Source organism: Vreelandella halophila (genome assembly GCF_019903425.1).
Classification (GTDB): Bacteria; Pseudomonadota; Gammaproteobacteria; order Pseudomonadales; family Oleiphilaceae; genus Halospina; species Halospina halophila.
The window spans coordinates 236,268-258,869 of sequence record NZ_JACHUZ010000012.1; the positions used below are offsets into that span (position 1 = coordinate 236,268).

Genomic DNA, 22,602 nt, shown 5'->3' on the forward strand with positions numbered 1-22,602 from the left:
ATCAGTCCAGGCTCCTTGTGGTCACATCCAGCTTCTGGAAGAGCATCCCTTTCATCCTGGTTGCCCCCATCTCCTGGCCGCCCACCTCCAGACTGCCGACTTCAATGTCACTGCGGTATTCATCGTCGCTGTAGTAGTCACTGTAGAAATCGTAGGTGGCGTTATCGTCGCTGGAGCCGTCGCCCGCCTCATTGATGGGGTCCGGCGAGCGGGCATCATTGATCGCCTTTAGCTCCAGACGGAAGTTTCCGGGGCCCGCAACGACCTCACCGTCTGTCATCACCTCCTGGCCCACGCCGAGTACGCCCATGAACAGCGGCTGATGCTCATTACCCAGGGCCAGTTCCATCATGAAATCATTGAAGGCGATCTCGGTGTTGCAGCTGGTTCCGCCCTGTTCACAGGCACTGACCGTCAGGCTCGGGGTATAGAAATTGGTCTGGATCCGGCCTCGCAGCTGCTGGCGGCTGTCATCAGAAGTCGCCCCCCAGAGCTGGATGTAACTGCCGTCCACAACGGCCTTCTCGGCATGGATATTCACCGACTTGGCCGGAGCGCTACCGGACTGCACTGTCGCCTGAAATCCCAGGTCCATGCGCTCGCCCCGGATATCCTGCTCCGGATTCGGTGCCCGACTCACGCAGCCGGTATCCGTTCCGCCCGGCAGACAGGCAACGCCTTGGTCCTGCGCAACCTTTTCAGGGGCTGCATACTCAAAAACCGCTTTACCGGCAGCATCACCGCCAATTCCGTCACCATCCAGAAGATCGATCCCGAAGGGGTTAGTCAGGCGCCCGAGATTGACCGTCTGGAGGTTTTCACCCCGCTCGCTGCCGCTACCTCCGATGTAGAGCTGGTCGACCAACACCTCGACATCCTCTCCGGCCTTATTGGTGATGCCACTCAGCCTGAAGGTCTGGTCATTGTCTGGATCGTGTCCATGAGCAAAGCGGAAGTCCTCCATGACGATCCCGACTCCCTGACCCCGGACATCAGCCATTTCCCGGTTGCTCATGGGCTCCATGCCGGACGCCCAGACTGCTGCCGGCACGCCCGATAGAAAGAGCATCACCAAACTCATGGACGTTTTCAGGGATCTGTCCGCCAATTGCCAAACTCCTGAACCGAAAGCGGGAGCGGGAATTTCCTTGTATCCAGCATACTCAGGCAGCCCGGCAATGCTTTGAATCAGTCAGCAGTTTTCCAGCGGAGTCCGGCGGGAGGGAAGTCGATTGCGGGGAATGAGACTTTTATCACACACAAAAAAAAGCCCCGCACGGCGTTTACCGGCGGGGCTTTGGGTGTAGGGGCCTGACGATGACCTACTCTCACATGGGATCTCCCACACTACCATCGGCGCTGAGTCGTTTCACTTCTGAGTTCGGCATGGGATCAGGTGGTTCCGACTCGCTGTGGTCGTCAGGCGAAAGGGGGTGGCAAGCAATTGGCTCTGGTGTTGGTGGCACTGGCTCAAGCGTTGGATCCGGAGCATGCGCTGGGGTGTTATATAGTCAAGCCTCACGAGCCATTAGTACCGGTTAGCTTAACGCCTCGCAGCGCTTCCACACCCGGCCTATCCACGTCCTGGTCTTGGACGGCTCTTGAGGGGCCTCGAGGGCCCGGGGAGATTTCATCTTGGAAGGGGCTTCCCGCTTAGATGCCTTCAGCGGTTATCCTGTCCGAACTTAGCTACCCGGCAATGCCACGGGCGTGACAACCGGAACACCAGAGGTTCGTCCACTCCGGTCCTCTCGTACTAGGAGCAGCTTTCCTCAAATCTCCAACGTCCACGGCAGATAGGGACCGAACTGTCTCACGACGTTCTAAACCCAGCTCGCGTACCACTTTAAATGGCGAACAGCCATACCCTTGGGACCGGCTTCAGCCCCAGGATGTGATGAGCCGACATCGAGGTGCCAAACACCGCCGTCGATGTGAACTCTTGGGCGGTATCAGCCTGTTATCCCCGGAGTACCTTTTATCCGTTGAGCGATGGCCCTTCCATACAGAACCACCGGATCACTAAGACCTGCTTTCGCACCTGCTCGACGAGTATGTCTCGCAGTCAAGCGGGCTTGTGCCTTTACACAAACCGCACGATGTCCGACCGTGCTTAGCCCACCTTTGTGCTCCTCCGTTACGCTTTGGGAGGAGACCGCCCCAGTCAAACTACCCACCACACAGTGTCCTCGTCCCGGGTAACGGGACTGAGTTAGAACCTCAAACAACCCAGGCTGGTATTTCAAGGGCGGCTCCACGATGACTGGCGTCATCGCTTCGAAGCCTCCCAGCTATCCTACACAAGACTGCTCAAAGTTCACTGTGAAGCTATAGTAAAGGTTCACGGGGTCTTTCCGTCTGGCCGCGGATACACTGCATCTTAACAGCGATTTCAATTTCACTGAGTCTCGGGTAGAGACAGCGCCCCCATCGTTACGCCATTCGTGCAGGTCGGAACTTACCCGACAAGGAATTTCGCTACCTTAGGACCGTTATAGTTACGGCCGCCGTTTACCGGGGCTTCGATCAAGGGCTTCGCACGGATGCTAACCCCATCAATTAACCTTCCGGCACCGGGCAGGCGTCACACCGTATACATCCTCTTTCGAGTTCGCACAGTGCTGTGTTTTTAGTAAACAGTCGCAGGGGCCTGGTATCTTCGACCGCCTCGAGCTCGGGGAGCGAGTCCCGTCACCCTAGCGCGGCGTGCCTTCTCCCGAAGTTACGGCACCATTTTGCCTAGTTCCTTTACCCGAGTTCTCTCAAGCGCCTTGGGATTCTCACCCTGACCACCTGTGTTGGTTTGGGGTACGGTCCCACGTGACCTGAAGCTTAGAGGCTTTTCCTGGAAGCATGGCATCAGCGGCTTCGCGCCCTTGGGCGCTCGTCATCGCGTCTCGACGTTGTGGCTGCGGATTTGCCTGCAGCCACTGCCTACTCGCTTGAACCGGGACAACCACTCGCCCGGCTCCGCCTAGCCTTCTCCGTCCCCCCATCGCAGTCACGCGAGGTACGGGAATATTAACCCGTTTCCCATCGACTACACCTTTCGGTCTCGTCTTAGGGGCCGACTCACCCTGCGCCGATTGGCGTTGCGCAGGAAACCTTGGTCATCCGGCGAGGAGGGTTTTCACCTCCTTGATCGTTACTCATGTCAGCATTCGCACTTGTGATACCTCCAGCCAACCTCTCGATTGACCTTCGCAGGCGTACACAACGCTCCTCTACCACGCCTTAAAAAAGGCGTCCGCAGCTTCGGTGACCGGTTTAGCCCCGTTACATCTTCCGCGCAGGCCGACTCGACTAGTGAGCTATTACGCTTTCTTTAAAGGATGGCTGCTTCTAAGCCAACCTCCTAGCTGTCTGTGCCTTCCCACATCGTTTCCCACTGAACCGGTACTTGGGGACCTTAGCTGGCGGTCTGGGTTGTTTCCCTCTTGAGCACGGACGTTAGCACCCATGCTCTGTCTCCCGTGATTGCACTTGGCGGTATTCGGAGTTTGCAAGGGGTTGGTAAGCCGAGATGGCCCCCGAGCCCAAACAGTGCTCTACCCCCGCCAGTGACACACGAGGCGCTACCTAAATAGCTTTCGAGGAGAACCAGCTATCTCCGGGCTTGATTAGCCTTTCACTCCGATCCACAACTCATCCCCCCATTTTTCAACATAGGTGGGTTCGGGCCTCCAGTCGGTGTTACCCGACCTTCACCCTGGCCATGGATAGATCGCCCGGTTTCGGGTCTACTCCCAGCGACTGTGTTCGCCCATTTAAGACTCGGTTTCCCTGCGGCTCCCCTAGACGGTTAACCTTGCCACTGAAAGTAAGTCGCTGACCCATTATACAAAAGGTACGCGGTCACACCCCGCAGGGTGCTCCCACTGCTTGTACGCAAACGGTTTCAGGGTCTATTTCACTCCCCTCACAGGGGTTCTTTTCGCCTTTCCCTCACGGTACTGGTTCACTATCGGTCAGTCAGGAGTATTTAGCCTTGGAGGATGGTCCCCCCGTATTCAGACAGGTTTCCACGATCCCCGTCCTACTCGATTTCACTTATGGGCGCGTTTCGCGTACGAGACTATCACTCTCTATGGTGTGACTTTCCAGACACTTCCACTACCCACCCACAAGCTTAAGGGCTAATCCCCGTTCGCTCGTCGCTACTTGGGGAATCTCGGTTGATTTCTTTTCCTCCGGGTACTTAGATATTTCAGTTCCCCGGGTTCGCCTCGAGCGCCTATGTATTCAGCACCCGATACCTGGCCGAAACCAGGTGGGTTTCCCCATTCGGAAATCGCCGGATCGAAGGTTGTTTGCCACCTCCCCGACGCTTATCGCAGGCTGCCACGTCCTTCATCGCCTCTGACTGCCAAGGCATCCACCGTTTGCGCTTATTCGCTTGACTATATAACCCGCAGCACACGCTCGGCGTGCGCGCAGGCTACTGCCATTACGCCGGATTCAACGCTTGAGTCAGTGCCACGATCGCGATTGGCCTTTCGACAACACCGCTTCGGTTTTCCAAAAAACCGCCACTGGTGTCATCAAACGGTCATCGCCATCGATGAACATCAGACTTTCAATTCATTGCTTGCCACTTTGTTAAAGAGCATCGTGATGCGAAATCACAGATCAGTTTTTTCGGCGAAAAAACTCATCTTTGATCACGTCGCGGATCACCTCAGCCAATCTTGGCCGATTCGAAACTGGTGGAGCCGAGGAGAATCGAACTCCTGACCTCCTGCGTGCAAGGCAGGCGCTCTCCCAACTGAGCTACGGCCCCTTTGCCACCAACCAGAAGCACCTGAGGGCAATTCTGGTGGGTCTGGGTGGACTTGAACCACCGACCTCACCCTTATCAGGGGTGCGCTCTGACCAACTGAGCTACAGACCCAAACTCAACAAGGGCTTTCACCCTTCCGGGCCCAGCCCAGATCTCGTTCATGCTCTTACAACGGGTCAGATTATTTGTTGTGGACGCTGGCGTGGCGCCGGCGTGTCGATAAGGAGGTGATCCAGCCGCAGGTTCCCCTACGGCTACCTTGTTACGACTTCACCCCAGTCGTGAACCACACCGTGGCGATCGTCCTCCCGAAGGTTAGACTAACCGCTTCTGGTGCAGTCCACTCCCATGGTGTGACGGGCGGTGTGTACAAGGCCCGGGAACGTATTCACCGCAGCATTCTGATCTGCGATTACTAGCGATTCCGACTTCACGGAGTCGAGTTGCAGACTCCGATCCGGACTACGAGGCGTTTTAAGGGATTCGCTTGCACTCGCGCGCTTGCTGCCCTCTGTGCGCCCCATTGTAGCACGTGTGTAGCCCTGGCCGTAAGGGCCATGATGACCTGACGTCATCCCCACCTTCCTCCGGTTTGTCACCGGCAGTCTCCCTAGAGTTCCCGGCCGGACCGCTGGCAACTAAGGACAAGGGTTGCGCTCGTTACGGGACTTAACCCAACATCTCACGACACGAGCTGACGACGGCCATGCAGCACCTGTCACTGCGCTCCCGAAGGCACCAAGCTATCTCTAGCAAGTTCGCAGGATGTCAAGACCAGGTAAGGTTCTTCGCGTTGCGTCGAATTAAACCACATGCTCCACCGCTTGTGCGGGCCCCCGTCAATTCATTTGAGTTTTAACCTTGCGGCCGTACTCCCCAGGCGGAGAACTTATCGCGTTAGCTGCGTCACTAAGGCTCTAATAGCCCCAACGACTAGTTCTCAGCGTTTACAGCGTGGACTACCAGGGTATCTAATCCTGTTTGCTACCCACGCTTTCGCACCTCAGCGTCAATGTCAGCCCAGGCAGTCGCCTTCGCCACTGGTGTTCCTCCAGATATCTACGCATTTCACCGCTACACCTGGAATTCCACTGCCCTCTGCTGCATTCTAGCTTGGCAGTTCGAATTGCCATTCCCAGGTTGAGCCCGGGGCTTTCACAACTCGCTTACCAAACCGCCTACGCGCCCTTTACGCCCAGTAATTCCGATTAACGCTTGCACCCTCCGTATTACCGCGGCTGCTGGCACGGAGTTAGCCGGTGCTTCTTCTGCAGGTAACGTCAACACTGACCGGTATTAACGATCAGCTTTTCCTCCCTGCTGAAAGTGCTTTACAACCCTAAGGCCTTCTTCACACACGCGGCATGGCTGGATCAGGGTTGCCCCCATTGTCCAATATTCCCCACTGCTGCCTCCCGTAGGAGTCCGGGCCGTGTCTCAGTCCCGGTGTGGCTGATCATCCTCTCAGACCAGCTACGGATCGTCGCCTTGGTAGGCCATTACCCCACCAACTAACTAATCCGACATGGGCCCATCCAATAGCGCGAGCCGGAGCCCGCTTTCCCCCTCAGGGCGTATGCGGTATTAATCCGGGTTTCCCCGGGCTATCCCCCACTACTGGGTAAGTTCCCATGCGTTACTCACCCGTCCGCCGCTCGCCAGCCTCCCGAAGGAGCTGCTGCCGCTCGACTTGCATGTGTTAGGCCTGCCGCCAGCGTTCAATCTGAGCCATGATCAAACTCTTCAGTTTAAATCATTCCGATGGCGTACCATCGTTATACAAGCTCAAAGACCGCACTCGAATCAACGAGCACTGACTTTGATGATCGCACCGACCACCACAGCCAGCGCCCACACAAATAATCTGACCCACTTGTTAAAGAACCTCAGAAGGCGTTAAGCCCCTGATTGGAGAGACAAAATTCTAAAGCATTTCAGAAAATTGTCAATCCCCGGAACAACTCATCTAACGCTCGAAAGCGCCGCCGCTGTGGGCCGTTGCCCCGAAAGAGATGCGTATTCTACACCCGCACAGGTTGGCGTCAACAGGAGATTTCATTCCGGTTTCACTACCCGGCCGGATTACTGGATATGCACCCTTGCGATCTTTTTCCTGCCCGCCTGGATGACGTACGACTGCCCTGCGGGCAGCGCCTGCCGGTCGCCCAGCGGCTCGCCATCCACATAGACAGCACCCTGCTTTACGACATCCTTGGCCGCGCCACCCTGGGCCAGCCCGGCCTGCTTGAGCAGACTGACCACAAAGAGTTCGGCCTGCCCGCCCGCATCCACGGTCACCTCGGGCACATTTTCCGGAATCTCGCCGAGCTCCACACGATTGCCAGCTGAGCGGTGGGCATTCTCCGCCGCCTCCTCACCGTGATAGCGGCTGATCAGCCAGTGCGCCAGGGCCTTCTTCGCTTCCTGCGGATTGAGCCCGCCCTCTTCCACCTGGCGGCGCAGGGCCGCGACCTCTTCCATAGGCTTGAGCGTCAGCAGCTCGAAGTAGCGCCACACAAGCTCATCCGGAACCGAAAGAAGCCGGCTGTACATCTGCCCCGGGGCATCCGTAATCCCAACGTAGTTCCCCAGGGACTTGGACATCTTCTGGACGCCGTCCAGCCCCTCGAGGATCGGCATGGTCAGCACCACCTGCGGCTCCTGATCGTAATGGCGCTGCAGATGCCTCCCCATAAGGAGATTGAACTTCTGGTCGGTGCCCCCAAGCTCCACGTCCGCCTCCAACGCCACAGAGTCGTACCCCTGGACCAGCGGGTAGAGGAATTCGTGGATGGCGATGGATTCGTTGGCCTGGTAGCGCTTGTGGAAATCATCACGCTCCAGCATGCGGGCGACGGTGTACTGGCTTGCAAGCCGGATCATGTCCGCCGCACCCATTTCATTCATCCAGGCCGAATTGAACACAACCCGTGTCTTTTCTGGGTCGAGTACCCGGAAAACCTGCTCCTTATAAGTCTCGGCGTTTGCCGCCACCTCCTCCTCGGACAGCGGTGGGCGCGTGGCGCTCTTGCCGCTGGGATCCCCGATCATGCCGGTAAAATCCCCGATCAGGAATATCACCTCATGACCCAGTTCCTGAAACTGGCGCAACTTATTAAGAAGCACCGTATGCCCCAGGTGCAGGTCGGGCGCCGTGGGGTCAAACCCCGCCTTGATCCGAAGTCTGCGGCCACTGCGCAGCTTGTCGGCCAGGTCTTCCTCGGGGATCAGCTCATCCACTCCCCGGTGGATCTGGGCGATGGCGTCATCAATGTTCGTCATGGATCCTTATCTACTCCGATCTGTTCCGGCAGGGCTGCCTGCTACACACACTGACAATTTTCATGAACCCTTAACACAATGGCAATGGCGGCGAATTCACTTTGTGTCGCAGGCACTTGCGAAAGGTGTCATTGTAACAGCAAACCTGAGACCGCGTTGCACGGCACCGCTAAGGCATTCGTTTTTTTTGCGCCTGGCGCTGTTTTCATTATACTTCGAGTGATTCTGCGAACTTGCCCCATAAGTTTGCCCCAACACTGAAACAACAGGGTATAACCGTGCTCAGACAATTCCCGGGAACCCATATCGCCGCGCTTGCCGGCCTGACCGCACTGATTGGTGTCACCCTGCTGGTCAGCCAGGGCAGCAACCAGAGCCAGACCTCAAAAACCTTTGATGTGGCGCCTGTCTCCCCCGTTGCCCAGAACAGCCAAACAGCAACACAGGCAGAGCAGTATTCGCACGCCGGCATGGTATCGCCCGCGCGGACGCTGGCCTACGCCGCTCCCCCAGACCTCCAGAGCCTTCTTGGTGTCAACCTGGAAAACGTCCCCGAACCCCAGATCTCCGCCGCTGACGCTGAACAGGACGCCAGCGGAGAAGGCATCCGCGAGGAAGCGCTGGAATGGCAGCGCTTTACGATCGAGAGAGGCGATTCCCTGTCATCCCTGTTCACCGATGCGGGCCTGAGTCATCAGGAGATGTACCGCGTCCTGAATGGTGAAGGAAAGCCGGACAAACTCTCGCGTCTGCGCGCTGGCCGGGAAATCGAATTCGGCTTTGATGATAACGGCAAACTGTCGATGGTAGTCCTGCACAACAGCCGGACCACCAAGCTCAAGGCGGTACGCCAGGATAAAGGCTTCCACACCTATGAAGAGATGCGGGAACCCAAAGTGGAGCTGGCCTATGCGACCGGCGATATCCAGACGTCCTATATCCTCGCGGCGAACCGCGCCGGGCTCGGCACCAAGGTCCGCAATCAGCTCTCTCGCATCTTCGGGTGGCGCGTCGATTTCTCCCGGGACCTGCGCAAGGGTGACCGTTTCGGGGTTCTGTATGAAAAGCAGTACCTTGATGGCGAAATGATCGGCCACGGACGCATTCTGGCCGCCACCTTCACCAATAAGGGCGAGACCTATTCCGCCGCCCTGTACACGGACTCCGAGGGCAACAGCGACTACTACACGCCGCAGGGTGAAAGCCTGCGCAAGGCTTTCCTGCGCACTCCGCTTCAGTACCAGCGCGTTTCCTCCCACTTCGACATGAACCGCCGCCACCCCATCCTCAACAGGGTGCGGCCCCATGAAGGCACGGATTTCGCAGCATCCCCGGGAACCCCCGTCAAGGCCTCCGGGGACGGCCGTGTTACCTATGTCGGACGTGATGGCGGATACGGCAAAACCGTCCGCATTGACCACGGCAATGAGGTCTCCACCGTCTACAGCCACCTGCGCAGCTACAAGCGAGGGCTTCGCCGGGGTGAAACCGTCCAGCAGGGAGAGGTGATCGCCTACGTCGGCATGAGTGGACTGGCAACCGGACCGCACCTGCATTATGAATACAGGGTCAGCGGTCAGCCCCGGAACCCGCTGCATGTCAGCCTGCCGGACGCGGATCCCATTCCGGAAGATAGGATGGCCGAGTTCCAGGCCCAGACCAACCCGCGCCTTGCCCGGCTCTCCGAAGAGGACAACTCCTTCCAGATCGCCCTGGCCGAGGAGTGAATGGAAGGGCAGCCTGACTGGTACATTGGTCTCATGTCTGGCACCAGCATGGACGGGATCGATGCAGTACTGGTCGGGTTTGGCCCCGAGGGCATTGAGGCGAGCTGGCAGACCAGCCGCAGCTATCCGGACAACCTGCAATCCAAACTCGAAGAGCTGGCCTCCAATCAGGGTACGCCGTCACTCCTTGGCGAAGCGGATGCCCAGCTGGGGGATGCCTTCGCTGACGCAGCCCTTGCCGTCACTGAAAAAGCTGGCCTGACGCCAGAAGCCATCATGGCCATCGGCAGTCACGGTCAAACGGTCCAGCATCGCACAGAGTCACCGTTCCCTTTCAGCCTCCAGATTGCAGACCCCAACCGCATTGCCGAAATCACCGGCATCACTACCGTTGCCGACTTCCGCAGGCGTGATATTGCCGCCGGCGGCCAGGGCGCCCCACTCGCTCCCGCCTTCCACAGCTGGCTGTTCCGCAGTCCCGGCCGGATGCGCTGCCTGGTCAATCTGGGAGGGATCGCCAATATCACCCTGATCCCTGGCGACAAAAGACCACCCCGGGGCCACGACACCGGTCCGGCCAACCGCCTGATGGACCTGTGGTGCAGACGCCACCAGGGGCACCCTTTCGATTACAACGGTGAATGGGCGGCCTCCGGAACGGTCTGCGCCCCACTGCTCGCGTCACTGCTGGGCGATGCCTACTTTTCCAGGCAGCCGCCCAAGAGCACCGGCCGCGAACATTTCAATGAACACTGGCTGGAAAGGCACCTGAGCACCCTGCCCGATGCACCGAGACCGGAGGATGTTCAGAGGACACTGCTGGAGCTGACCGCTGTAACGGTCACCCGGGACATCAGCATCACGGGTGCGGAGGAGGTCTTCCTGGCAGGAGGCGGCGCCTTCAACCCGCCGCTGGCGGAGCGCATTGCCGCTCTGCTCCCGAAGGTGTCCGTGGATTCCACAGCCGCGCTGGGAGTGGATCCCCAGAGTGTGGAGGGGGCGGCTTTTGCATGGCTGGCCCGCCAGAGACTGAATAACGCCCCTGGCAACCTGCCTTCAGTTACCGGCGCATTCGAGCCAAGGGTGCTTGGTGGGGTATGGCCCGGCAGGGCCGGGAACCTCAGATACTGAAGGAAGACCCACAACCACAGGTACTGGTGGCATTCGGGTTCTGAACCCGGAACTGCGCCCCCATCAGATCCTCTTCATAGTCCACGGTGGCGCCCACCAGATACTGGTAGCTCAGCGGATCCACCAGCAGGGTCACCCCATCGCGTTCCACAGCGGCATCGTCATCCGCTTGGTTCTCATCGAAGGTGAAGCCATACTGGAACCCAGAGCAACCACCGCCTGTAATGAACACGCGCAGCTTGAGGTCAGGATTACCTTCATCGGTAATCAGCTCACGCACACGTGCAACGGCTGATTCGGTGAAAAACACCGGTACTGCCGCCTGTTCCTGAACCACGCCCATGCGATCACTCCCAACTGCTGTTCCATTCAAGTCAGACCATTATGTAAAGCACAACACCGGCCTGACAAGCCTGATTGCACAGCCCCCGGACTCAGACGCTCGACGCCCGCTCCAGGGAGCTCCCTGAGCCGTCTTCCTGCGGCTCTTCCTTCTGGCTCTCGCCATCGGTCACAGCAGAAGCCGCCGCCCTGGCACCGCTGCCCTGCTGCTCCTGACGATGCCCCGAAGGCAGCGTCCTGGAACCACCAGGCAAGCCACCCTCACGCTGATGCAGCAGGCTGCCGTTGACCGCCGCCCCCATGGCCATCTCGATCAGATGGTAATACACATTGCCATGGATGGAGGCCTTGGAGGCCAGCTCGAGATCCTCCGAGGAATAGACGTTGCCGTGTACCGTACCGTTGACGATAATGTGCGGCGCATAGACATCGCCGACCACCTCGCCAACATCACTGATTCGGAGCACCGCATCCGACCCTTCCTCGGCGTAGACCGTGCCCTCGACGCGCCCGTCGATATGCAACCCGCCGGAAAAATGCACATCGCCGGTGATCGACATTTTGTTCGAGATCAGTGTGTCGTACTGACCCGACCCCTTATTGCTCGTCCTGGACTTGCGAAACATCCGCCTCGCCCCCCGTTTTGTCCTGCCAGAAAAATTCACGCTCGGAGGTTTCACGACCGTTATCCGTAACCGCTGTCACCTGGATGGAATGGGGCTCAAACCCATCGGGAATCGTCATGTCCCCATCCACCGACTGGAAATAGCGGAACCGGAACTCGATGTCGTTGTCCTCACGTGAGTCCGAAATCCGGTGCAGCGGAAGCCGCTGCCGTTCCTCTCCAACATAGCCCACAAGGTGGACTTTCACATGACCGGAAACAAACCGGTTGTTGTCGCCGATCTGGCTGAGCACAAGATTGTAACGCCACCGGTCCGGATTGCTGGTGGGATCCAGGTCCATACGGAACACCTGGAGCCCGGTTTCAAGATCGTCAGGCGCCATGATGCTCTTGTAGAAACTGATCTCGGACTTGCGTTCCTGGAGTGCCTGCTCCAGGTCCCGGATCGTGCCCTGGGCTTCGCGCAGACTGTGGCGGTTCACCTCCTGGTCACGCTTCAGTTTCACCAGCTCCCTGCGGTATTCCGTGACCTTTTCCTGAAGCCGGTTACGCTCCTTGCGCACTGTTTCAAGGCCCTCATCCGCTGCCTGATAGCGTGCCCTGTACTGGGCGCTCCCGAGCATAAACCCCGCAAGCCCGGAGGCCACAGAAAATACAAGCAGTATCACCAGCCGCCGCAGCCGCTCACCGCGCCGCTGGCGAACCAGCACCAGTTCTTCCGAGGAATCAGAACGCGCCATCGGCTTGGTCCTCAGGGCAGAAGCGCGGGCGCTTTAAGCCCTTCGCGTTCATCAAAACCACACATCAGGTTCATATTCTGGATCGCCTGGCCCGCGGCGCCCTTGACCAGGTTATCCGTCACCGAACTGACAATGATCCGGTCTTGGCCCGGCTGGCGGTGCAGCGCCATACGGCAGGTATTCTCACCACGGACCGAACGGGTCTCGGGCAGCGAGCCCCAGGGCATCACGTCCACAAAGGGCTCATCACGGAAGCGGTCCTCGTAGATGGCCTGGAAATCCGCCGTCTCATCCGTGATCTCCGCATAGAGCGTGGCCTCAATGCCACGGACCATGGGCACCAGATGGGGCACAAAGGTAACCTGCGGCGCGGAGCGTGCCTGCATCATCCGCAGCCCCTGCTCGATCTCCGGCCCGTGACGGTGCCCGGAAGCCGCATAGGCCCGGAAGCTTTCCCCGGCTTCACCCAGCAGCATGCCCATACGGGCCTGCCGGCCGCCGCCACTGGCACCGGACTTGCCATCCGCGATCAGGCGCGAGGGATCAACCACACCCGCCTCAACCATGGGCAGAAAGCCCAGCTGGATGGTTGTGGCGTAACAACCGGGGTTTGCTACGAGTCGCGCCCCCCGGATCTGTTCCCGGTTGATCTCCGGCAGCCCATACACCGCCTCGCGGATGAGATCCGGCGCGGTATGGGTGGTGCCATACCAATGCTCCCAGACCTCGCGGTCCTGCAGCCGGAAATCGGCGGAGAGGTCCACGACTTTCACGCCCTGCTCCAGCAGGTGCGCCACGCTGTCCATCGCCACCGCATTGGGCGTGGCGAAGAACACCAGGTCGCATCCAGCCAGACGCTGATCCTCCGGATCCTCGAAGGCCAGATCACAGTGGCCGCGCAGGCTCGGAAAGAATTCCGCCACGGGGCGCCCGGCCTCCGAGCGCGAGGTGATCAGCGCCACCTCCACACCCGGATGCAGCGCCAGCAGCCTCAGCAGCTCCACGCCCGTATAGCCGGTCCCCCCGACGATGCCCACTGTGATCACGTTCTGCCTCCTCTGTACTCGTTCCGCTCGTTGGCGCCCGTAACAGAGCATTGTACCATGCCTGAATCATTCAGTCGGTTAAGGAGTTCCTGTGCTCTGGATCAAGGCGTTTCATCTCATGGCCATGGTCACCTGGTTCGCCGGCATCTTCTACCTGCCCAGGCTTTTCGTGTACCACGCCATGACGGAGGATGAACCCGGTCGGGAACGCTTCCGGACCATGGAGCGCAAGCTGTACCGCGGCATCATGAACCCCTCCATGATCGCAACCCTGATCTTCGGAACCTGGCTCATTGCGTTCAACCCCGGACACTACCTTGAGCAGGGCTGGCTGCACGTCAAACTGCTGTTGATCGCGGTGCTTGTGGCCTACCATCTGTGGTGCGGCCACTTCGTGCGCCTGTTCCGGGACGAGCGCAATACCAGGAACCATGTGTTCTTCCGTGTGATCAACGAGGCGCCGGTACTGCTGCTGGTCGCCATCATTCTGCTCGCCGTTCTGAGGCCCTTCTGATGCCCAATACACGCCCCCAGGTACTCGTTATTTCGGGTCTGGATCCGTCCGGCGGCGCCGGCATCCAGGCGGACATCCAGGCCATCACCGCCATGGGCGCTCACCCGCTGCCTGTGCTGAGCTGCCTGACCGTGCAGGACACCTGTAATGTGCACGGTGCCGAGCCGGTGGACCCTGAGCTGATTGCACGCCAGATTCGCTGCGTGGCCGCCGACTCCCCCATCCACGCCATCAAGACCGGCGCCATGGGGGATCACCGCATCGTCGCCATGCTGCGTACGGTACTGGAAGAACTCGGGCCTTTACCGCTGGTGGTCGACCCGGTGATCAAGGCGGCCGGTGGTGGCGAATTGGCGGATGAGAAGCTGGTGGCGGCCATGCGCTCGGAGCTCTTCCCCATGGCTTCCGTGCTCACACCCAATGGGCCGGAACTGGCGCAGCTGGGTGGCAGCGACGATGTTACGGCCAGTGCCCAGGCGCTGCTTGATGACGGTGCCGGTGCCGTCCTCGCCACTGGCGGGCACGGCACAGGGCCAACCATCGAGAACCGGCTTTTCCGCCGCAACCAGGTAGCGTCCTCATGGCAACTGGAAAGGGTCGGCGGTGAATACCATGGCAGCGGCTGCACTCTTGCCGCGGCCATCAGCGCCGGCCTTGCCAAGGGGTTGCCGCTACCCGAGGCCACTGAGCATGCCCAAATCTTCACCGAACGTGCCATACAGGGCGCACTGCGTGTCGGACGCGGCCAGCCGGTCCCGGACAGGAGCCTGACCAATGAATGAACGGATGCCCGGGCACGGACTCTATGCCATCACCGACAGCCAGCTGCTGCCGGACGACCGCATCGTGGACGCGGTGGAGCAGGCGCTGGCCGGCGGCGCCGTCATGGTCCAGTACCGGGACAAGCGCCCCGATGATGACCTGCGCCGGAGCATCGCGGAGCAGCTGCTGGCGGTCTGCCAGCGCTGGGGGCGCCCCCTGATCGTGAATGATGACGTCGCCCTTGCCCGGCAGATCGGCGCCGACGGCGTCCATCTGGGCCTGGAGGATGCAACGCCAGAGCAGGCCCGCGAACAGCTGGGCCCCGGCGCCATCATCGGCGTCACCTGTCACGATGACCTGGAAAGAGCCCGGGAGCAGGCCTCCGGAACCGCGGACTACCTTGCCTTCGGGCGCTTCTTCCCGTCCGCAACCAAGGGGTCAGCCCCGTCCGCATCCGCCGATGTGCTTGGCCAGGCCGGTGCCCTTGGCTTGCCCAGCGTCGCCATCGGCGGCATTACCACTGACAATGCGCCCAGCCTGATCCGGGCGGGCGCGGACCTGATCGCGGTCATCCACGGGCTGTTCTCGGCACAGGACATCGAAGCAACGGCCCGTGAGTTCACCCAACTTTTTGCAACAGGAGCGTCTTCATGAGCCAGTCGGACACCCTCTTCGAACAGGCCAGCCAGTACATCCCCGGCGGGGTCAATTCCCCGGTGCGAGCCTTCAAGGGCGTGGGCGGCACGCCCATCTTCTTCAAGCAGGCGGAAGGCGCCTACCTCTGGGATGAGGACGACAAGCGCTACATCGACTATGTCGGCAGCTGGGGCCCGATGATACTGGGCCATGCCGCCCCCGCCGTTATCGAGGCCATCAAGGACCAGCTGACCCATGGCACCGGTTACGGCGCCCCGAGCTCCACGGAAACCGCCATGGCCCGCAAGATCTGCGAACTTGTGCCTTCCGTGGAGATGGTTCGCATGGCCAACTCCGGCACCGAGGCCACCATGAGCGCCATCCGCCTGGCGCGCGGCTACACCGGCCGTGACCGCATCCTGAAATTCGAGGGCAACTACCACGGCCATGTGGACTCCCTGCTGGTGAAGGCCGGCTCCGGCGCGCTGACCCTGGGGCAGCCCAACTCCCCCGGTATCCCAAGGGCCCTGGCGGAACAGACGCTGACGGCCACCTTCAACGACCTGGAAAGCGTCGAGACCATCTTTCAGGAGTACGGCAGCGAGATTGCGGGCATCATCGTCGAACCCGTGGCCGGCAACATGAACTGCGTGCCGCCGGTGGCGGGGTTTCTGGAAGGACTGCGTGAGATCTGTGACCGCCACGGCAGTGTGCTGATCTTCGACGAGGTGATGTCCGGCTTCCGCGTGGCACCCGGCGGCGCCCAGGAGCGTTATGGCGTAACCCCCGACCTGACCGCCCTGGGCAAGATCATCGGCGGCGGGCTGCCCGTGGGGGCGCTCGGCGGTCGCCGTGACATCATGAGCCACCTGGCACCGCTGGGGCCGGTCTACCAGGCAGGCACCCTTTCCGGTAACCCGCTGGCCATGCGCGCCGGTCTCGCCACGCTGGAGGGGCTGTCACAGCCAGGCTTCCATCAGCAGCTCGAGCAGCGGACCCAGAAGCTGATGGACGGCTTCTCGGCGATCGCCGAGAAGCACGGCATTCCCCTGAAAGTCCAGGGTGCCGGCGGCATGTTCGGACTCTTCTTCACGGATCAGCCGGAAGTCACCCGCTTCGAACACGTGATCAACTGCGATACGGAACGCTTCGGGCGCTTCTTCCACGCCATGCTGGAGCGCGGCGTCTACCTGGCGCCCGCGGCCTTTGAGGCCGGCTTTGTGTCCGCTGCCCACACGGACGCGGATATTGAATCGACGCTTCAGGCGGCAGACGAGGCCATGGCACAGCTCACGTGAGCGACGGCAGCGGGCCGGACTACATCTGCCCGGCCCGCTCCCTGGCATCCGCCGCGCCTGCCTGGTCTCCCATGCGGGCGCGGATCTGCGCCAGTTCAGACCAGCCCTCCTGCCGGAGTTCCTGGTTATTGCCCGCCTTGCTGATGCCCTTGAGCACAAACTGCTCGGCACGGGCCGGATTGCCCTTCTCCCGGTACACTCGCCCCAGCGCGTAATAGACCGCAGCGGCATCGGGTGCGATACGCTGCGCTCTCTGGATTAGGTCCAGGGCCCGCCCGTCATTACCGTCCTCCAGGGCTGAATCCGCCGATGCCAGAAGCCCGCGCGCGGCATCCGGCACCCTGCCACCGCTCTCACGCTGGCGTTCAACCGTGGGTTGTTCATCCTCGGAAGGCTCCTCCACCTCGGCAGAATCCTCCGTCCGTTTGCCGATGGGCTCCACTTTGGACACTTCGCCCTCGGCTCCGGAATCATCCTCTGGCGACTGGAACCGTACACTGCAGCCCGCCAGCAGCAGGATGGCCAGCGTAATACTGCCCCACCGGATCCAGGGGTGAATGATCATCCTGTCTACCTCCGTCAGAAAATCTGCTGGAACCACCTCTGGATGCGGTTGCCCATACCATCGCTGCAGGGCACCTCTTCCTGGGGTTCCGAGCCCTGTATGAAGGGAATCCGCCTTGCTCCCTCACAGCCCTCCGCTGTAATACCCCCGGTCTTCGCATCCACCCAGTGGTAGTCCACGGACCCGGGCACCACCGGAGAAAACGCCCTGGTGGAGCTGTCGGCCATGATCCGGCCCCAGATCTGGAGCGCGCCGGAGCTGCCTGTGAGCGTGGTGGCATCATAATCGTCACCGCCTACCCAGACCACCCCCAGATGACTCCCCGTGAATCCGGCAAACCAGCTGTCACGGCCTTCATTGGTGGTTCCCGTTTTGCCGGCCGTGTGCAGCCGTTCCGGGATGAGATTGTACACCGAGCTGCCCGTACCCTCGCGCATCACCTCCTGCATGCCGTAATGCAGGAGATGCATGGGTCCGGGCTCGACCACCTGCTCCAGATCAAGATCATAGCGGGACAGCACCTCGCCCTCCGGCGTGGTGACACTGCGGATGCTGCGCAGCGGCATCCGGAACCCCCCGGAGGCAATGGTCTGGTACATTCGCGCCACTTCCAGCGGTGTCATCTCGACACTGCCCAGGAGCATGGAGGGGTACTGCGGCGGCTCGCCCTCCATGCCCAGCCGCTTCAGGGTTTCACCCACAGCGGGCACTCCCAGATCCAGCCCCAGCCGCACACTGGCCTGGTTGTAGGAGTGGGACAGGGCCCTGTGCAGCGGCACCTGACCGTGGGGTTCACCACCGAAGTTGGCCGGTGACCAGGTATCCCCGTTATCAAACTCCAGGCGGAAGGGCTCATCCTTCAACGGCGATATCAACGTGTAGCGCGCCGGCTGTTCCAGGGCGGTGAGGTAGGTGGCCGGCTTGACCAGGGACCCGATCGGCCGACTGGCGTTCATGGCCCGGTTAAATCCTGGGAACCGGGTGTTGCGGCCACCCACCAGTGCTTCCACTTCCCCGCTTTCACGCCCTGTGATCACAACCGCTCCTTCCAGGGCTCCCGTGTCCTGCCCCTGTTCCAGCGCGGCCATCATGCCGCTGGCCCGGGACTCAGCCGCCGCCTGAAGCCGGGGATTCAGGGTGGTGAAGACCCGCAGTCCAGCGGTCTCCAGGTCCTCGTCCCGGTAATCCCGGGAAAGGTGCTCGCGCACCAGGTCCATGAAAGCGGGGTAGCGGTGGGTATCCTCGTCCGGTGCTGCCGCCACATCCAGTGTCCGCCGCTTCAGAGATGACGCACGTGACTCGGTGATCACTCCCTGGTCGGCCAGAAGATCCAGGACCAGGTCGCGCCTGGCCCGCGCCTGCTCGGGCCGGGTCCTTGGGTTGTAATAGCCGGGACCGCGCACCATCCCCACCAGCAGTGCCGTTTCATGGAGTTCCAGCTCACTGAAGGGTTTGGCGAACCAGAACCGGCTGGCCAGCCCGAAGCCGTGGATGGCGCGTGTTCCGGACTGCCCCAGATAGGCCTCATTCATGTAGGCCTCCAGGATCGCCTCCTTGGAGTAACGAAGCTCCAGGAGAATTGCCATGATGGCTTCGTTGAACTTGCGCCAGTAGGTCTGCTCACTGGAGAGCCAGAAGTTCTTGACCAGCTGCTGGGTCAGGGTACTGCCACCCTGCACCACGCGCCCAGCCTGAAGGTTGGCGATGAAAGCCCGCGCGATGGCCGTGGGCTCCACCCCGTAATGGGACTGGAAGCCCCGGTCCTCGACTGTCAGCAGCGTCTCGCGGAACAGTTCCGGCTGGTCATCCAGCTGCACCAGTACACGGTCCTCACCATGGCCGGGGTAGATGCTGGCAATACGGCGGGGCTCCAACCGGGCAAGGGAGGCCTCTCCAGGAGCCTCGAACCTGGTTATCGTGCCGCCCTCTGCTGTAATCCGCAGATTGCGCGCCGGTTCCCTGCCGTCCGGAAACTGGAAACCACGCGTACGGATCCGGAAGCGGCCGCCCCGGCGCTGGAACTGTCCGGCAGCCCGGGGGGCACCGGAGACGGCCTGGTACCCCAGGGCATCCAGCTCCTGAGTCAGCGCCTCAGCCCCAACCGGGGCCCCCGCATAGAGCTCAAGAGGCTGCGCATAGACCCGGGAGGGAATTTCCCAGCGGTGATCCTCGAACCGTGAAGTAACCTGAACATCCAGATAGATGGTCCAGGCCACCAGCACCAGTAACCCCACCAGCCCCAATCGCCAGATCAGCCCGATGAATCGTCTGCCGCGGCGCTTTTCCTGTTTGCTTCCTGCTCTCTTAGTCATGGCCGCCGATTATAGCGCCCTCACACGCCACGTCATGGGCGGTTTCATGTTCAAAACATGACGTCCCCGTTATGATGACTCCGAATCCCCTTTCAGGAGCTGCGGAATGGAATCAGGGCTGATCAGTGCCTTACAGACCCCGGAATGCTACCCGCACCCGGTCAGTGATATCCGCCTGATCGAAACGCACATCTCCTGGGTGCTGCTGACCGGCGATTATGTGTACAAGATCAAGAAGCCCCTTGATCTGGGATTCCTGGACTTCCGCGAACTCAGCGCCCGCCAGCATTACTGCAAGGAGGAACTGCGCCTCAACCGGCGGCTGGCGGAACCAGTCTACGAGGCAGTTGTTCCCATCACGGGCAGCCCCGAGTCGCCGATGGTCAATGGTGATGGCACGCCCATCGAGTACGCGGTACGCATGCGCCAGTTCGACCCCGAGCAGACCCTGGACCGGCTGAGCGAGCGCGACGAGCTGACACCGGAGCAACTGGACGAGCTCGCAGAACGTGTCGCCAGCTTCCACGATTCAGTCCCGTCGCTGTCACCGGACAGCTCCATGGCCAACCCCGATGGCCTCAGGGACGCAATGGTGGACAACGTGACCACCGCCCTGGAGCACCTTCAGGAGCCCAGTGACCGCCAGCAGGCACAGGCCCTGCTGGCGTGGATCCGCGACACCTTCGAGCAGCAGCGCAAACGCCTGGAGCAGCGGCTGGCCGACGGCCGCGTCCGTGAATGCCATGGCGACCTGCACCTCGGCAACATCGCCCTCTTTGAAGGCCGGATCACTGTGTTCGACTGCATCGAGTTCAATCCCGAATTCCGCTGGATCGACACCGCCAATGACCTGGCCTTCCTGCTCATGGACCTGGAAAGCCGCGGCCACCCCGCCTGGTCGGCCCGGGTACTCAATCATTACCTGGAACACAGCAGCGACTACGATGCCCTGCCACTGCTGCGCCTGTTCAGTGCCTACCGGGCCATGGTCCGCGCGAAGATCGCCCTGCTCAGCCCGGCTGACTCCAGCGAGGCCGAACAGCAGAACCTTGATCGGTACCGGCGTTACGCGGAGCTGGCCGAGCGCTACTCCCTGATTCCCCAGCCCTGGCTGGCGGCCACCACCGGCTTTTCCGCCAGTGGCAAGTCTTACTTCAGCGCCACGCTGGCGGAACAGTTCAGCATGATCCGACTGCGCTCCGATGTGGAACGCAAACGCCTTTTCGGGCTGGGACCAACCGAGTCCAGCAGCTCCGCCCAGGATGCCGGCATCTACACCCAGGAGGCCACGCGCCAGACCTACCAGCGGCTCCAGACCCTGACCCACAAGGCACTGGCAACGGGCTACCCGGTCATCGTGGATTCCGCGGCGCTGCGCCAGGAGGAACGGGATGGCATGGCGGAGGTGGCGGAATCGCTGGGTGTTCCCTTCGTACTGATCGCCTGCGAGGCGCCGGAATCCGTCCTGCGTGAACGGATCCGGGAGCGGGCCGGCCGCAGTGGCGAGGTCTCCGAGGCGGACGAAGCGGTGCTCGAGCAGCAGCTGGGCAGTGCGGACCCGATTGGTGAAAGTGAACGCAGCCACACCATCCATGTCCATACCCAGAGCCCAGGTGCCCTGGATGCACTGATCCGGGCCCTGGACCCCGGACCACGCGGCCACTGAGCCACACACGTGGCAGCCAGCGGGTAAACAACTATACTGGGACAGAAGCCCGGACAAACCTGGACGGACAGCAATGGAAGAAGATCAGGCTCGCAGTATCGACGACCCGCTCTATCAGGCACTGCGCGACGAAAACATCCAGGCCTTCAATGAGGCCCGGGAAAAACTGGAAAAGCTCCCGAGCTTTGCCTATGGCGATTTCCGCGGTCTCGACCTGCGCGGCCTCAACGCCAAGGACCTGGACCTCCGGCACGCCTATTTCCGGGGCGCCGACCTGCGAGGCATTGATTTCAGCGAGACCTCCATGGAGGGCGCAAGCATTGCTCACACCAAGATCTCAGGCTGTTTCTTCCCCAGGGTGATCGCCGCTGATGAGATCGTGATGTCGCTCAACCACGGCACCCGCATGCGCTACAACACCCGGGGCTAGCCGCTGGTCGCGGCAGGCACCACCGGCACCTCCACGCCCGGGCCAAGGCCTGCCGGCTCCATGGTCATGCGCCATCCCCGGCACTCCACCCCCATCGCGACTGCCTCACGCAGCAACCCCGCGTACACCGGGTCGATGCCCTCCGCCGGCCGCACTTCCTGTGCCCCGGAATGGCTGACACAGAACAGCAGCATGGCGCGGTCCCCGGCCTCGACACGCGCCATCAGCTCCCGCAGATGTTTCTGCCCGCGTGCGGTCACCGCATCCGGGAAGTAGCCAACGCCTTCTTCGGCCAGGGTCACGTTCTTCACCTCAATCCAGACCGGCGCCCGTTCACCGCCACTGTCCTCCAGAAGCCAGTCAATGCGGCTCTTCTCGCTGCCGTAACGGACTTCCGGGCGTACCCGGTCATAGCCGGCCAGCACCCCGGGCCGCGCCCCGTTCAGAAGCTCTCCCACCACTGTATTGGCGCGTGCGGTATTGATGCAGGCGACCTCACCCCCGGAGTCTGTCTCCACCAGCTCCCAGGTCCAGGCAAGCTTGCGCTTCGGGTTGCTGGAATGGCTCAGCCAGACGCGACTGCCCGGCGCATCGCAGCCCGTCATCGAGCCCGTGTTCGGGCAGTGCGCCACCACTGTCTCCCCGGAATCGAGCGTGACATCCGCCAGAAAGCGCTTATAGCGACGCACCAGGGTTCCCGGCGTAAGTGGTGGATCGAACTCCATGGGTAGCTCCCCCTGATGTTA

At 61.2% G+C, this 22,602-nt stretch carries 17 protein-coding genes, 2 tRNA genes and 3 rRNA genes; 8 read left to right on the top strand and 14 right to left on the bottom strand.

Annotation, left to right across the window (positions count from 1 at the left end; all coding sequences use genetic code 11):
* Position 1: 1 nt before the first annotated feature.
* From H4I92_RS03625 to tyrS, 7 genes are all read right to left on the bottom strand, one after another.
* Entirely contained in the window at positions 2–1,108 is a 1,107-nt protein-coding gene (locus H4I92_RS03625; RefSeq protein WP_143512594.1) for a hypothetical protein, read from the bottom strand.
* Between the two features lie 201 nt (positions 1,109–1,309).
* Positions 1,310–1,424 (bottom strand): 5S ribosomal RNA (rrf, locus tag H4I92_RS03630).
* 83 nt (positions 1,425–1,507) lie between these two features.
* Positions 1,508–4,402: ribosomal RNA gene (locus tag H4I92_RS03635) — 23S ribosomal RNA — on the bottom strand.
* A 302-nt stretch (positions 4,403–4,704) separates the two neighbouring features.
* Positions 4,705–4,780 (bottom strand) — tRNA-Ala (locus tag H4I92_RS03640).
* 34 nt (positions 4,781–4,814) lie between these two features.
* Positions 4,815–4,891 (bottom strand) — tRNA-Ile (locus H4I92_RS03645).
* A 109-nt stretch (positions 4,892–5,000) separates the two neighbouring features.
* Positions 5,001–6,530, bottom strand: a 16S ribosomal RNA gene (locus H4I92_RS03650).
* Together the 16S, 23S and 5S rRNA genes with 2 tRNA genes alongside form the textbook arrangement of a ribosomal RNA operon.
* 332 nt (positions 6,531–6,862) lie before the next feature.
* Positions 6,863–8,062, bottom strand: coding sequence for a tyrosine--tRNA ligase (gene tyrS / locus H4I92_RS03655; RefSeq protein ID WP_077529305.1), 1,200 nt, complete (start codon positions 8,060–8,062; stop codon positions 6,863–6,865).
* A 278-nt stretch (positions 8,063–8,340) separates the two neighbouring features.
* Between tyrS and H4I92_RS03660 the strand changes: the two genes are divergently transcribed.
* Together H4I92_RS03660 and H4I92_RS03665 are read left to right on the top strand one after the other, a co-directional pair.
* Positions 8,341–9,789 carry an OapA family protein gene (locus tag H4I92_RS03660; protein WP_077529306.1) on the top strand — a complete coding sequence of 483 codons (1,449 nt, stop codon included), beginning with the start codon at positions 8,341–8,343 and terminating at the stop codon, positions 9,787–9,789.
* Positions 9,790–10,920 carry an anhydro-N-acetylmuramic acid kinase gene (locus H4I92_RS03665; protein WP_077529307.1) on the top strand — a complete coding sequence of 377 codons (1,131 nt, stop codon included), beginning with the start codon at positions 9,790–9,792 and terminating at the stop codon, positions 10,918–10,920.
* Here the strand turns inward: H4I92_RS03665 and erpA are convergent.
* From erpA to argC, 4 genes are all read right to left on the bottom strand, one after another.
* The gene (gene erpA / locus H4I92_RS03670) at positions 10,910–11,263 is read right to left on the bottom strand and encodes an iron-sulfur cluster insertion protein ErpA (protein ID WP_077529308.1); all 354 of its coding nucleotides are present in this window, start codon (positions 11,261–11,263) and stop codon (positions 10,910–10,912) included. The two genes, H4I92_RS03665 and erpA, sit on opposite strands and share 11 nt — an antisense overlap.
* 91 nt (positions 11,264–11,354) lie before the next feature.
* Positions 11,355–11,888 (bottom strand): bactofilin family protein, encoded by a 534-nt coding sequence (locus H4I92_RS03675; RefSeq protein WP_077529309.1) that lies wholly within the window; start codon positions 11,886–11,888, stop codon positions 11,355–11,357.
* The gene (locus tag H4I92_RS03680) at positions 11,860–12,627 is read right to left on the bottom strand and encodes a DUF6776 family protein (protein WP_077529310.1); all 768 of its coding nucleotides are present in this window, start codon (positions 12,625–12,627) and stop codon (positions 11,860–11,862) included. Before H4I92_RS03680 ends, H4I92_RS03675 begins: the two co-directional genes overlap by 29 nt.
* Positions 12,628–12,638: 11 nt before the next feature.
* Positions 12,639–13,673 carry an N-acetyl-gamma-glutamyl-phosphate reductase gene (gene argC / locus H4I92_RS03685; RefSeq protein ID WP_077529311.1) on the bottom strand — a complete coding sequence of 345 codons (1,035 nt, stop codon included), beginning with the start codon at positions 13,671–13,673 and terminating at the stop codon, positions 12,639–12,641.
* A gap of 91 nt (positions 13,674–13,764) precedes the next feature.
* On the opposite strand from argC, the gene hemJ reads away from it, so the two are divergent.
* Genes hemJ through hemL form a run of 4 tightly spaced genes read left to right on the top strand, consistent with a single transcriptional unit; the run spans position 13,765 to position 16,883 of the window.
* On the top strand, positions 13,765–14,187 hold the full coding sequence (gene hemJ, locus H4I92_RS03690; protein ID WP_077529312.1) for a protoporphyrinogen oxidase HemJ: 423 nt from the start codon (positions 13,765–13,767) through the stop codon (positions 14,185–14,187).
* Positions 14,187–14,969, top strand: a complete 783-nt coding sequence (thiD, locus tag H4I92_RS03695; RefSeq protein ID WP_077529313.1) for a bifunctional hydroxymethylpyrimidine kinase/phosphomethylpyrimidine kinase — start codon at positions 14,187–14,189, stop codon at positions 14,967–14,969. Before hemJ ends, thiD begins: the two co-directional genes overlap by 1 nt.
* Positions 14,962–15,603 carry a thiamine phosphate synthase gene (gene thiE, locus H4I92_RS03700; RefSeq protein ID WP_077529314.1) on the top strand — a complete coding sequence of 214 codons (642 nt, stop codon included), beginning with the start codon at positions 14,962–14,964 and terminating at the stop codon, positions 15,601–15,603. The genes thiD and thiE overlap by 8 nt, the downstream gene beginning before the upstream one ends.
* A complete protein-coding gene (gene hemL / locus H4I92_RS03705) occupies positions 15,600–16,883 on the top strand; it encodes a glutamate-1-semialdehyde 2,1-aminomutase (RefSeq protein WP_077529315.1) in 1,284 nt (427 codons plus the stop codon). Before thiE ends, hemL begins: the two co-directional genes overlap by 4 nt.
* Before the next feature lie 19 nt (positions 16,884–16,902).
* Here hemL and H4I92_RS03710 read toward each other — a convergent pair whose 3' ends face one another.
* The gene (locus H4I92_RS03710) at positions 16,903–17,448 is read right to left on the bottom strand and encodes a tetratricopeptide repeat protein (RefSeq protein WP_077529316.1); all 546 of its coding nucleotides are present in this window, start codon (positions 17,446–17,448) and stop codon (positions 16,903–16,905) included.
* A gap of 14 nt (positions 17,449–17,462) precedes the next feature.
* On the bottom strand, positions 17,463–19,760 hold the full coding sequence (gene mrcB / locus H4I92_RS03715) for a penicillin-binding protein 1B (RefSeq protein WP_077529317.1): 2,298 nt from the start codon (positions 19,758–19,760) through the stop codon (positions 17,463–17,465).
* A gap of 106 nt (positions 19,761–19,866) precedes the next feature.
* Between mrcB and H4I92_RS03720 the strand changes: the two genes are divergently transcribed.
* Positions 19,867–21,426 (top strand): bifunctional aminoglycoside phosphotransferase/ATP-binding protein, encoded by a 1,560-nt coding sequence (locus tag H4I92_RS03720; RefSeq protein ID WP_077529318.1) that lies wholly within the window; start codon positions 19,867–19,869, stop codon positions 21,424–21,426.
* Between the two features lie 73 nt (positions 21,427–21,499).
* Positions 21,500–21,856 (top strand): pentapeptide repeat-containing protein, encoded by a 357-nt coding sequence (locus tag H4I92_RS03725; RefSeq protein WP_077529319.1) that lies wholly within the window; start codon positions 21,500–21,502, stop codon positions 21,854–21,856.
* On the opposite strand, the gene sfsA is transcribed toward H4I92_RS03725, so the two are convergent.
* Positions 21,853–22,581, bottom strand: coding sequence for a DNA/RNA nuclease SfsA (sfsA, locus tag H4I92_RS03730; RefSeq protein WP_077529320.1), 729 nt, complete (start codon positions 22,579–22,581; stop codon positions 21,853–21,855). The genes H4I92_RS03725 and sfsA overlap by 4 nt on opposite strands.
* Positions 22,582–22,602 lie beyond the last annotated feature (21 nt).